An 11,894-nucleotide genomic window follows, 5' to 3' on the forward strand; every position below is an offset into this window, starting at 1 on the left:
ACTTCCGCATATGCATAACGATGTTTTAACATCTACGGCTGAAAGGCAGCGGCAATTACAATAATTATCGCTGTGAATACTGGATTATGTGCGCCACCTCACGCACAATAATCAGGCTGCGAATCAGCTTAATAACTTTGCCCCCACGCAGGGCGGAGGCGTCACACCTGCAGGAGAAATCATAAATGCCATCACTCAGTAAAGAAGCGGCCCTGGTTCATGAAGCGTTGGTTGCGCGAGGACTTGAAACACCGCTACGCCCGCCCGTGCATGAAATGGATAACGAAACGCGCAAAAGCCTTATTGCCGGTCATATGACCGAAATCATGCAGTTATTGAATCTCGACCTGGCTGATGACAGTTTGATGGAAACGCCGCATCGCATCGCCAAAATGTATGTCGATGAAATTTTCTCCGGTCTGGATTACGCCAACTTCCCGAAAATCACCCTCATTGAAAATAAAATGAAGGTCGATGAAATGGTCACCGTGCGCGATATCACCCTGACCAGCACTTGTGAACACCATTTTGTCACTATTGATGGCAAAGCGACGGTGGCCTACATCCCGAAAGATTCGGTCATCGGCCTGTCGAAAATTAACCGCATTGTGCAGTTCTTTGCCCAGCGTCCGCAGGTACAGGAACGTCTGACCCAGCAAATTCTCATTGCGCTACAAACGCTGCTGGGCACCAATAACGTGGCGGTCTCTATCGACGCGGTGCATTACTGCGTAAAAGCGCGTGGTATTCGCGACGCGACCAGCGCCACGACAACGACTTCCCTCGGTGGTTTGTTCAAATCCAGTCAGAATACGCGCCACGAATTTTTGCGCGCTGTGCGTCATCACAACTGATTAAAAGGCAGGAACCATGGAGCGCAACGTCACGCTCGATTTTGTTCGCGGCGTCGCCATTCTGGGGATCCTGCTTCTCAACATCAGCGCCTTTGGACTCCCAAAGGCGGCTTATCTCAATCCCGCCTGGTACGGCACCATTACACCGCAGGATGCCTGGAGCTGGGCTTTTCTCGATCTTATCGGCCAGGTGAAATTCCTCACGCTTTTTGCGTTGCTGTTTGGTGCCGGTCTGCAAATGTTGCTGCCGCGTGGCAGACGTTGGATCCAGTCACGTCTAACACTGCTGGTCTTGCTGGGCTTTATTCACGGTTTATTATTCTGGGACGGCGATATCCTGCTGGCTTACGGGTTGGTGGGCTTAATCAGTTGGCGACTGGTGCGCGATGCGCCATCGGTAAAAAGCCTGTTTAACACCGGCGTCATGCTTTATCTGATAGGGCTTGGTGTTTTGCTGTTGTTGGGGGTGATTTCCGATAGCCAGACCAGCCGTGCCTGGACACCGGATGCATCCGCCATTTTGTATGAAAAATACTGGAAACTTCACGGCGGCGTTGAAGCTATCAGTAACCGCGCCGACGGGGTAGGGAACAGTTTGCTGGCCCTGGGAGCGCAGTATGGCTGGCAACTGGCGGGGATGATGTTGATTGGCGCGGCATTGATGCGTAGTGGTTGGCTGAAAGGGCAGTACAGCCTGCGCCACTATCGCCGTACCGGTTTTGTGCTGGTGGCAATTGGGGTGATGATTAATCTTCCTGCTATCGCACTACAATGGCGGCTGGACTGGGCATATCGCTGGTGCGCCTTCTTACTCCAGATGCCACGAGAACTGAGTGCGCCATTTCAGGCGATTGGCTATGCCTCGTTACTGTTCGGCTTTTGGCCGCAATTAAGCCGCTTTAAGCTGGTGCTGGCGATTGCTTGCGTTGGGCGGATGGCGCTGACCAACTACCTGCTGCAAACGCTGATTTGTACCACACTGTTTTACCACCTCGGTTTGTTTATGCAGTTTGACCGTCTGGAACTGCTGGTGTTTGTTATTCCAGTATGGCTGGCGAATATTCTCTTCTCTGTTATCTGGTTGCGTTACTTCCGCCAGGGGCCGGTAGAATGGTTATGGCGTCAGTTAACCTTGCGCGCTGCCGGACCTGCATTATCCAAAACATCCAGATAACGATCTGGATCACATTCATTAACAAAATGGTTGTAACCGTTTCCATTGCTGTGACTCGATTCACGAAGTCCTGTATTCAGTGCTGACAAAATAGCCGCCAGCAAGCAGTAACTTACTGCAATCTCACAACAGGTAGTGAATATGATCACCATTCGTGATGTAGCGCGTCAGGCTGGCGTCTCTGTGGCAACGGTTTCCCGGGTGCTAAATAACAGCGCTCTGGTAAGTGCGGACACGCGTGAAGCGGTTATGAAAGCAGTGAGCGAGTTGGACTACAGACCAAACGCCAATGCCCAGGCGCTGGCAACTCAGGTGAGCGAGACTATTGGCGTGGTGGTAATGGATGTCTCCGACGCCTTTTTCGGTGCGCTGGTGAAAGCCGTTGATCTTGTCGCCCAGCAACACCAGAAATATGTGCTAATCGGCAATAGCTATCATGAAGCGGAAAAAGAGCGGCACGCCATTGAGGTGCTAATCCGCCAGCGTTGTAATGCGTTGATCGTTCACTCAAAAGCGTTAAGTGACGACGAACTGGTGCAGTTTATGGACAACATTCCCGGCATGGTGTTAATCAATCGCGTTGTGCCGGGTTACGCCCATCGCTGCGTCTGCCTGGATAATATCAGCGGTGCCCGAATGGCGACGCGCATGTTACTGAATAACGGTCATCAGCGTATCGGTTATCTTTCTTCCAGCCACGGTATTGAAGATGACGCGATGCGCAAAGCCGGTTGGATGAGCGCGCTGAAAGAGCAGGATATTGTTCCGCCAGAGAGTTGGATCGGCACCGGTACGCCAGATATGCCCGGCGGCGAAGCTGCGATGGTTGAACTGCTGGGGCGTAATCTGCAACTCACCGCGGTGTTCGCCTATAACGACAATATGGCCGCTGGCGCACTGACAGCGTTAAAAGACAATGGTATTGCTATCCCGTTACATCTCTCGATCATCGGTTTTGATGATATCCCCATCGCCCGTTACACCGACCCGCAGTTAACAACCGTACGTTATCCCATTGCTTCAATGGCGAAAATGGCCACCGAACTGGCATTACAGGGGGCCGCAGGCAACATTGATCTGCGTGCCAGTCACTGTTTTATGCCGACGTTAGTGCGTCGTCATTCTGTTGCTATGCGCCAGAATGCGGCGGCGATCACTAACTCAACAAATCACGCGATGTAACCGCTTTCAATCTGTGAGTGATTTCACAGTATGTTAACAATGCAGTAGTTATGATTGCACCGTTTTAACGTTGTAACCTATGTGTAACAGTGGAAATTCACTTTTATCGAGGTATAGCGTCATAACAACAATTAAAGCTGTTTTCTGGAGCGTTACCGGACATGGAAGAACGAATTTTAAAACGTGAGCTTCGGCGTTCAGTAACACTTCATTAACCATACTGCCCCGCCGAGCATTTATCTCAAGCACTACCCTGCATAAGAAAAACCGGAGATACCATGAATAAGAAGGTGTTAACCCTGTCTGCTGTGATGGCCAGCATGTTATTCGGTGCCGCTGCACACGCTGCTGATACCCGTATTGGTGTGACGATTTATAAATATGACGATAACTTTATGTCTGTAGTGCGTAAGGCTATCGAACAAGATGCGAAAGCCGCGCCAGACGTCCAGTTGCTGATGAATGATTCACAGAATGATCAGTCCAAGCAGAACGATCAGATTGACGTGCTGTTGGCGAAAGGGGTGAAGGCGCTGGCAATCAACCTGGTTGACCCGGCTGCTGCGGGTACGGTGATTGAGAAAGCGCGCGGACAAAACGTGCCAATCGTTTTCTTCAATAAAGAACCTTCCCGTAAGGCGCTGGATAGTTACGACAAAGCCTACTACGTTGGCACCGATTCGAAAGAATCCGGGATTATTCAGGGCGATTTGATTGCTAAACACTGGGCGGCGAATCAGGGTTGGGATCTCAACAAAGACGGTCAGATTCAGTTCGTACTGCTGAAAGGCGAACCGGGTCATCCGGATGCAGAAGCGCGCACTACGTATGTCATCAAAGAGCTAAACGACAAAGGCATTAAAACTGAACAGTTACAGTTAGATACCGCAATGTGGGATACCGCTCAGGCGAAAGATAAGATGGACGCCTGGCTGTCTGGCCCGAACGCCAACAAAATCGAAGTGGTTATCGCAAACAACGATGCGATGGCAATGGGCGCGGTTGAAGCTCTGAAAGCACACAACAAGTCCAGCATTCCGGTGTTTGGCGTCGATGCGCTGCCAGAAGCTCTGGCACTGGTGAAATCTGGTGCACTGGCTGGCACCGTGCTGAACGATGCTAACAACCAGGCGAAAGCGACCTTTGATCTGGCGAAAAATCTGGCTGATGGCAAGGGAGCCGCTGACGGCACCAACTGGAAAATCGACAATAAAGTTGTCCGCGTTCCTTATGTTGGCGTAGATAAAGACAATCTGGCTGAATTCAGCAAGAAATAAGACTGATTGGGCGCAGTCATTCACTGCGCCCTTATTGTATGGCCAACAAGGTAAAATTATATGGTCAGCTCAAGGACTCCGTCATCAGGAGAATACTTGTTGGAAATGAGCGGTATCAACAAGTCTTTTCCCGGCGTTAAGGCACTTGATAACGTTAATTTAAAAGTGCGACCACACTCCATTCATGCGTTAATGGGGGAGAATGGCGCAGGAAAATCGACATTATTAAAATGCCTGTTTGGTATCTATCAAAAAGACTCCGGCACTATTTTATTCCAGGGTAAGGAAATCGATTTTCACTCAGCCAAAGAAGCCCTGGAAAATGGTATTTCGATGGTACACCAGGAGTTAAACCTGGTATTACAGCGTTCGGTCATGGACAACATGTGGTTGGGGCGATATCCCACCAAAGGGATGTTTGTCGACCAGGATAAAATGTACCGCGAAACCAAAGCGATATTTGACGAACTGGATATTGATATCGATCCGCGTGCGCGCGTTGGTACGTTGTCCGTTTCACAAATGCAGATGATTGAAATCGCCAAAGCATTTTCCTATAACGCGAAAATAGTCATTATGGATGAACCAACTTCTTCATTAACTGAAAAAGAAGTCAATCATCTGTTTACCATTATTCGTAAATTAAAAGAACGCGGCTGCGGTATTGTCTATATCTCGCATAAAATGGAAGAGATATTCCAGTTATGTGATGAAGTCACCGTACTGCGCGACGGACAGTGGATCGCTACCGAGCCGCTGGCGGGGCTGACGATGGACAAGATCATCGCCATGATGGTTGGCCGTTCTCTTAATCAGCGTTTCCCGGATAAGCAAAACAAACCTGGCGAAGTGATCCTTGAAGTGCGTAACCTGACGTCACTGCGTCAGCCGTCAATTCGCGATGTCTCGTTTGATCTGCATAAAGGGGAGATCCTCGGTATTGCCGGGCTGGTAGGTGCGAAACGTACCGATATTGTCGAAACCTTGTTTGGGATCCGTGAGAAATCTTCCGGCACCATTACACTGCACGGCAAAAAGATTAATAACCATAATGCCAACGAAGCCATTAACCATGGGTTCGCGCTGGTCACCGAAGAGCGCCGCTCAACGGGGATTTATGCTTACCTGGATATTGGCTTTAACTCGTTAATTTCTAATATTCGCAACTACAAAAACAAAGTGGGGCTACTGGATAATTCGCGGATGAAAAGCGACACCCAGTGGGTCATTGATTCGATGAGGGTAAAAACGCCGGGTCATCGTACGCAAATTGGTTCACTCTCCGGCGGTAATCAGCAAAAAGTCATTATTGGGCGCTGGCTGCTAACGCAACCGGAAATATTAATGCTCGACGAACCGACGCGTGGCATTGATGTTGGCGCGAAGTTTGAAATTTATCAATTAATTGCCGAGCTGGCGAAAAAAGGCAAGGGGATAATTATTATCTCCTCTGAAATGCCAGAGTTGTTAGGGATAACGGACCGTATTCTGGTAATGAGCAATGGTCTCGTTTCCGGCATTGTCGATACAAAAACAACAACGCAAAACGAAATTCTGCGTCTTGCGTCTTTGCACCTTTAAGATTAGGGGCTTCCCATGAGTGCGTTAAATAAGAAAAGTTTTCTTACTTACCTGAAAGAAGGTGGTATTTACGTCGTTCTTTTAGTTTTGCTGGCTATTATTATTTTCCAGGACCCAACATTCTTAAGTCTGTTGAACTTAAGTAATATTCTTACCCAATCATCGGTGCGTATTATTATCGCGCTCGGCGTGGCAGGGTTAATTGTCACCCAGGGAACTGACCTTTCTGCTGGTCGTCAGGTAGGGCTGGCGGCGGTGGTGGCGGCTACCTTGTTACAATCGATGGATAACGCCAACAAAGTATTCCCCGAAATGGCGACCATGCCGATTGCGCTGGTTATTCTGATAGTCTGTGCCATTGGCGCGGTTATCGGTTTGATCAACGGTCTGATTATCGCTTACCTCAACGTGACGCCGTTCATTACCACGCTCGGCACGATGATTATCGTCTACGGTATCAACTCGCTCTATTACGACTTTGTTGGTGCGTCACCGATTTCCGGTTTTGATAGCGGCTTCTCCACCTTTGCCCAGGGGTTTATTGCGCTGGGGAGTTTCCGGCTATCTTACATCACCTTCTACGCGCTGATTGCCGTGGCGTTTGTCTGGGTGCTGTGGAACAAAACCCGTTTCGGCAAGAATATTTTTGCTATTGGCGGCAACCCGGAAGCGGCGAAAGTTTCTGGTGTTAACGTCGGCCTGAATCTGCTGATGATTTATGCGTTGTCTGGCGTGTTCTATGCCTTTGGTGGGATGTTAGAAGCCGGACGTATCGGCTCCGCCACCAACAACCTCGGCTTTATGTATGAACTGGATGCTATCGCGGCGTGCGTGGTGGGCGGTGTATCGTTTAGCGGCGGCGTGGGTACGGTCATTGGCGTGGTGACCGGGGTCATTATCTTTACGGTCATCAACTACGGTCTGACCTATATCGGCGTCAACCCGTACTGGCAGTACATCATCAAAGGGGCGATCATTATCTTCGCCGTGGCGCTGGATTCCCTGAAGTACGCGCGTAAGAAGTGATGTGAATTTGGGCATTACCGGATGCGACGTTTACGCCGCATCCGGCAGTTGGTGTCAAATGTCGGATGCGACGCTGGTGCGTCTTATCCGTCCTACTATCCGTCCTACTATCCGTCCTACAACGTTACCGGATGTTCTTTCTCTCCCTTCTTAAACTTCACTTCCCCGAGATCAATACAGCTAACCGGGCAAACATGACCGCAAAGCAAACAACCGACGCATTTCTCAGTATTACAATGTGGCGTGCGTGTTTTCTCATCCCATTCCATCGCCTGGTGACCACCGTCGTAGCAGGAAATATAACAGCGCCCGCAGCCGACACACTTATCAAGATTGATATGGGGATAGACGATATAACTGCGGTCTAAATCTTCCGCCGGGACAATATTGTGATTCGCCAGACCCACCATCTCCTGTAACGAGTCAAATCCCTGATCGGCAAGATAATGCGATAACCCGCTCGCCATATCTTCCACAATCCGATAACCGTACTGCATAATTCCGGTGGTCACCTGCAGTGTAGCCGCGCCGAGCAATAAAAACTCTGCCGCGTCTTCCCAGGTTTCAATGCCGCCAATACCGCTGATCGGGAAATCGCGCAGCTCCGGATGCGTGCGCATTTGCTGAATAAAGCGCAGGGCGATCGGTTTCACCGCTTTACCGGAATAACCGGAAATACTCGATTTACTGTTAACGATCGGCATACCGATTTTCTGATTCAGATCGATATTGGTGATGGATTTAACGGTGTTAATCGCTGCAATGCCATCTGCACCGCCACGCTTAGCCGCCAGCGCCACTTCGCACATATCACCGATATTCGGCGTCATCTTCGCCAGCATCGGCAGCGTTGAACCACGTTTCACCGCCCGACAATATTTCTCTACCAGTTCCGGGCTTTGCCCGACATCGCTACCCATCGCATGAGAAGTCATCTGCGGGCAGGAGAAATTACATTCGATCATATCCGCGCCAGCTTCTTGCACCAGACGCGCCAGATCTTCCCATTGTTGCTCATTTTCCCCCATGATCGAGGCGATCAGCACTTTGTCCGGGTAATCCTCTTTCAGCCGACGCAGAGCGGTCAGATTCTCTTCCAGCGGATGTTCGGCAATCTGCTCCATATTTTTGAAGCCAATAAAACCGGTATCTTCTTTCACCAGATGATCAAAACGTGGCGAAACCTCGTTAGCGATAAAAAAGCCGATAGTTTTGAATACCACGCCGCCCCAGCCGGTGTCGTAGGCTTTGGCACACATCTCATAGCAATTGCCTACTGGCGAAGAAGAGAGGCAGAACGGGTTGGGAAACTTCACGCCGCAAAAGGTAATAGAAAGATCTTTCGTTAACATGAGCAAGCTCCCTCTAAATAGTGATGGATCGCCTCGGCGGCTTCTTTCCCGGTCTTCACGGCATAGACCACGGTTTTATCACCCTCAACAATATCGCCAGCGGCAAACAGTTGCGGGTCACGGGTCTGGTAATTTTTCGTTTCGATAGTGTTACGTTGGGGTTCCAGTGTAGCAAAAGCGGTAAGTTCGGCATGTTGACCGATGGCGAGAATAATTTTGTCTGCCGCCATCGTCAGCTCGCCCGGTAAACGAACATGTTTAAACGTCACTTTATTGCCATCTACCGCCACAGGCGTAAAGCCATCGATAATCGATACCCCCAATTTCTGAGCACCGGTGAACTCTTTCTTGCTTGCCGGAAACACATCTAATTCTTCACGCGCCACGCAGGTCACCGCCGGACAACCGAGAACTTTCAGCGTACTGGCAACGTCCATCGCGACATCGCCGCCGCCAATAATTAATGCGCTTTGTGGAATGCTGATATCGCCTTGTGCCAGGCGTGCGCGTTGCAGGAAATCGACGGCAATCTCAACGTCGCTATGCTCAAACAGCGGCAGGGTGGAACCACGCGATAACCCCACGGTTACCAGTACCGCGCGGTTTTCTGCTTTCAGTTGCTCCAGCGAGAGCGTTTTGCCAATTTCACAGTTGCACTTAATAGTTACACCCATTTTTTCGATACGGGTGATTTCCGCATCCAGCACCGACTGCGGCAAACGGAATTGTGGAATGCCGTTACGCAACCAGCCGCCTGGTTGTACTTCTTTTTCGTAAACCGTGACGTCGTAACCCAGGTTGGTTAGCGTCACGCTGGCCTGCAGCCCAGCAGGGCCAGCACCGATAACCGCTACTTTACCAAGCGTCTTACTGCCCGGTTGATAAATTTCCATTCCGGTTTGTTGTTCGAAATCAGTAACAAAACGCTGTAAGCGGCCAATATCAATCGGATCATCGACACCTGCGCGGGTACAACCGCTCTGGCATAATTTTTCTGTGGGGCACACTCTGGCACAAACGGCACCGAGGGCATTATTTTCGCGAATAGTCTCGGCAGCGCCTTTAAAATTACGAAAATAGATTGAGCGAATAAATTTTCCCGGATCGGTTTGCGCCGGGCACGCCTGGCTGCAAGGGGCGTCGTGGCATAATAAACAACGAGAGGCTTCTTTAATCGCCAGTAAAGGCGTAAAAGCCGGAGCGAGTTCATCCAGATAATTTTGTTGCGGCATGTGATCTTCCTTAATGCTATGGGTAATTAAGGCGAACGTATAGTAAATATAACGTGCTGATATTAAGGCTAAGCGTGCGGGGGAAATAATAATTATTCTCAATAGTTAACAGTGGGCGAGAAATAATATTATCGGTAAAAAATAAGATAAATAATCATACCGATGGATAAAATACCGAAGCCGCTATACGCCACTATATAAGCAAAGAAGAGACCGGGATTTTTTTCACGCCAGACATACACCGGTTCCGGCACATTTTTAACCCGTTTATCAATTGCGCCAGCACGCCAGCCTTTCCATGCTTCGCGAAAACAAAATACCGGGATAAGGAAAAAAACGGCAATGACAAAAAACTGCTGAACATCCATAACTACTTTCCTTGTTTCTTTTGTAATTCAAGTAACTGTTCTGGCGTGACGGCGGGATAACCCTGCGCATCTTCGGGCACCTGGTGCATTGCCGGAATAGGGACCAGTGGTCCTAAAAAGCGCGGTTCACGTTTAAAAATATAAAGGTCAGCCAGCGCACCGAAGCGGGCGGCAAATTCGCGAATACGTACTGACCACATATCTTTTGGTGACGGTACGGCATAGCACTGCGCCTGAATACCCATATGCAGAGCGATAAATAATGCCCGCTCACAGTGGAAACGCTGAGTAATAATAATGAAGTCGTTGGTATCGAACACCTTGCGTGTACGCACGATGGAATCCAGGGTACGAAAACCGGCGTAGTCGAGAACAATATCAGCCGGATCGACGCCAGCGGCAATTAAATCTTTGCGCATGGTCATCGGTTCGTTATAACTCTGTAATGCGTTATCACCGCTAAGTAATAGATAATTCACCTTACCGCTGTTATAGGCATTTATTGCACCCTGAATACGATAGCGGTAATACTGATTAATCACCCCAGTACGATAATATTTTGCCGTACCAAGTACCACGCCGACCTGGCGGTAGGGGAGATCCTGCAATTCATCGTAGATATAAGGCGCAGTTTTCCAGCTCATCCAGCGATCGAGGCCGAGCACTGTCAACAGCAGCAAGCCGATCAGGACTAACAGGCTGTAGAACACGCGCTTTAACATGCTGAAAACTCGATCTTGGGGAATTTCAATCAGGCTACTTTACCTGTGGGCTTTGCGCAAGAAACGGCAAACTGTTTGCCGGGATTTTCGACACCAGGGTGAGTAGAAATGCCGGATGCGCTACGCTTATCCGGCCTACGAAATTTTGCACTCTGTAGGCCGGATCAGGCGTTCACGCCGCATCCGGCACCGGGCTTAAGCGAGAAGCACGCGGTCGATATTGTGACAACCGAGAGCTTTCAGCGTTGCCGAGGTTGCATCCCACTGAACCAGCGGCGCATCGGCTTTTTCTGCCAGAATCGCCCGCTGAATATCCGGGTAATCATAACCTTTGAGATTTAACAGAATTAATGCGCCCTGCAACGGCGGTAGAGTTGGGTTGAATGCGGCGTTTTCAGCATAGCTACCACTGAAAATACGACCGTCTTTGCATTCCAGCGCCACGCCGCTTGGAGACTTGCTGTAAGGCATGTGCGAACGGTTGGCCGCGGCAATTGCCGCCTGAGAAAGCGCATCGCCAGTCAGCGCATAGCCGTGATCCTGCTCGTCCATCAGCAGTGTCTTAATCTCCAGATCTTTCGGCCCAAAGGCATCCGGCAAATAGTCACGCAGCGCATGCGCTTCGCGGCCCGGCAGATGAATGCGTAGATCCAGCCCGCTGTTCAGTTCGTTCATAAACTGACGGCAGTGACCACAAGGTGTGTAGTTAACGGTGATGGCCGCGAGCGCTTTCTCACCGCTCAGCCAGGCGTGGCTGATTGCGCTTTGTTCGGCATGAACGGTTTGCTGCATTGTTGCGCCAATAAATTCCATATTGGCACCAAAATACCAGGTTCCACTCACGCCGCGCGCAATGGCACCAACATTAAAATTCGACAATGGCGTGCGGGCACAGGCCGCCGCCAGTGGTAGCAGTGCGAAAGCCAGCGCGTCTTCGTCCAGCCCCGTTGCGCTCTTCAGCGAAGAGACCTGCTCTCTGGTCAACAACGCGGGGAAATACTTATCTGCCAGAATGGGTTCCAGTGCAGATTGCAAGTTATCCGCAAGTTGGGCAAAAGCAGTTTGAAAACGTGGATGCATGGCGTTGCCTCATAATCATGTAATGGGATAACAGTTTACGAACCCA

11 protein-coding genes are annotated in these 11,894 nt (G+C 50.0%); 6 read left to right on the plus strand and 5 right to left on the minus strand.

Annotated elements, in window-relative coordinates; translation table 11 throughout:
* The first annotated feature begins 185 nt into the window (after positions 1–185).
* The 6 genes from folE (at position 186) to mglC (ending at position 7,094) form a co-directional block, all read left to right on the plus strand.
* Positions 186–854, plus strand: a complete 669-nt coding sequence (gene folE, locus C1192_RS01185; RefSeq protein WP_001139613.1) for a GTP cyclohydrolase I FolE — start codon at positions 186–188, stop codon at positions 852–854.
* Between the two features lie 16 nt (positions 855–870).
* Complete coding sequence (yeiB, locus tag C1192_RS01190; RefSeq protein ID WP_000440941.1) at positions 871–2,028, plus strand: DUF418 domain-containing protein YeiB; 1,158 nt, start codon at positions 871–873, stop codon at positions 2,026–2,028.
* Positions 2,029–2,169: 141 nt separating this feature from the next.
* Positions 2,170–3,210, plus strand: coding sequence for an HTH-type transcriptional regulator GalS (galS, locus tag C1192_RS01200; RefSeq protein ID WP_038355326.1), 1,041 nt, complete (start codon positions 2,170–2,172; stop codon positions 3,208–3,210).
* A 278-nt stretch (positions 3,211–3,488) separates the two neighbouring features.
* On the plus strand, positions 3,489–4,487 hold the full coding sequence (mglB, locus tag C1192_RS01205) for a galactose/glucose ABC transporter substrate-binding protein MglB (RefSeq protein ID WP_001036961.1): 999 nt from the start codon (positions 3,489–3,491) through the stop codon (positions 4,485–4,487).
* 60 nt (positions 4,488–4,547) lie between these two features.
* Positions 4,548–6,068 (plus strand): galactose/methyl galactoside ABC transporter ATP-binding protein MglA, encoded by a 1,521-nt coding sequence (gene mglA / locus C1192_RS01210; protein WP_038355325.1) that lies wholly within the window; start codon positions 4,548–4,550, stop codon positions 6,066–6,068.
* Between the two features lie 15 nt (positions 6,069–6,083).
* On the plus strand, positions 6,084–7,094 hold the full coding sequence (gene mglC, locus C1192_RS01215; RefSeq protein ID WP_001275110.1) for a galactose/methyl galactoside ABC transporter permease MglC: 1,011 nt from the start codon (positions 6,084–6,086) through the stop codon (positions 7,092–7,094).
* Positions 7,095–7,210: 116 nt separating this feature from the next.
* Here mglC and preA read toward each other — a convergent pair whose 3' ends face one another.
* The 5 genes from preA to cdd all read right to left on the minus strand — a co-directional run bounded on the left by preA (position 7,211) and on the right by cdd (position 11,848).
* Positions 7,211–8,446, minus strand: a complete 1,236-nt coding sequence (gene preA / locus C1192_RS01220; protein WP_038355324.1) for an NAD-dependent dihydropyrimidine dehydrogenase subunit PreA — start codon at positions 8,444–8,446, stop codon at positions 7,211–7,213.
* A complete protein-coding gene (locus C1192_RS01225) occupies positions 8,440–9,678 on the minus strand; it encodes an NAD(P)-dependent oxidoreductase (protein ID WP_038355323.1) in 1,239 nt (412 codons plus the stop codon). Before C1192_RS01225 ends, preA begins: the two co-directional genes overlap by 7 nt.
* A 128-nt stretch (positions 9,679–9,806) precedes the next feature.
* Entirely contained in the window at positions 9,807–10,046 is a 240-nt protein-coding gene (locus C1192_RS01230) for a DUF2542 family protein (RefSeq protein ID WP_000383084.1), read from the minus strand.
* A gap of 2 nt (positions 10,047–10,048) precedes the next feature.
* The gene (gene sanA, locus C1192_RS01235) at positions 10,049–10,768 is read right to left on the minus strand and encodes an outer membrane permeability protein SanA (protein WP_000920076.1); all 720 of its coding nucleotides are present in this window, start codon (positions 10,766–10,768) and stop codon (positions 10,049–10,051) included.
* A 195-nt stretch (positions 10,769–10,963) separates the two neighbouring features.
* Complete coding sequence (gene cdd / locus C1192_RS01240; RefSeq protein ID WP_000553575.1) at positions 10,964–11,848, minus strand: cytidine deaminase; 885 nt, start codon at positions 11,846–11,848, stop codon at positions 10,964–10,966.
* Between the last annotated feature and the right edge of the window lie 46 nt (positions 11,849–11,894).

This window comes from Escherichia marmotae (assembly GCF_002900365.1).
In the GTDB taxonomy this organism is placed as follows: Bacteria; Pseudomonadota; Gammaproteobacteria; order Enterobacterales; family Enterobacteriaceae; genus Escherichia; species Escherichia marmotae.

What these genes read in the sequence shown, in the direction of transcription:
- sanA (WP_000920076.1), bottom strand. Translation starts at nt 10,768, where the DNA reads ATGTTAAAGCGCGTGTTCTACAGCCTGTTAGTCCTGATCGGCTTGCTG.
- yeiB (WP_000440941.1), top strand. Translation starts at nt 871, where the DNA reads ATGGAGCGCAACGTCACGCTCGATTTTGTTCGCGGCGTCGCCATTCTG.
- galS (WP_038355326.1), top strand. Translation starts at nt 2,170, where the DNA reads ATGATCACCATTCGTGATGTAGCGCGTCAGGCTGGCGTCTCTGTGGCA.
- cdd (WP_000553575.1), bottom strand. Translation starts at nt 11,848, where the DNA reads ATGCATCCACGTTTTCAAACTGCTTTTGCCCAACTTGCGGATAACTTG.
- C1192_RS01230 (WP_000383084.1), bottom strand. Translation starts at nt 10,046, where the DNA reads ATGGATGTTCAGCAGTTTTTTGTCATTGCCGTTTTTTTCCTTATCCCG.
- folE (WP_001139613.1), top strand. Translation starts at nt 186, where the DNA reads ATGCCATCACTCAGTAAAGAAGCGGCCCTGGTTCATGAAGCGTTGGTT.
- mglB (WP_001036961.1), top strand. Translation starts at nt 3,489, where the DNA reads ATGAATAAGAAGGTGTTAACCCTGTCTGCTGTGATGGCCAGCATGTTA.
- preA (WP_038355324.1), bottom strand. Translation starts at nt 8,446, where the DNA reads ATGTTAACGAAAGATCTTTCTATTACCTTTTGCGGCGTGAAGTTTCCC.
- mglC (WP_001275110.1), top strand. Translation starts at nt 6,084, where the DNA reads ATGAGTGCGTTAAATAAGAAAAGTTTTCTTACTTACCTGAAAGAAGGT.
- mglA (WP_038355325.1), top strand. Translation starts at nt 4,548, where the DNA reads ATGGTCAGCTCAAGGACTCCGTCATCAGGAGAATACTTGTTGGAAATG.
- C1192_RS01225 (WP_038355323.1), bottom strand. Translation starts at nt 9,678, where the DNA reads ATGCCGCAACAAAATTATCTGGATGAACTCGCTCCGGCTTTTACGCCT.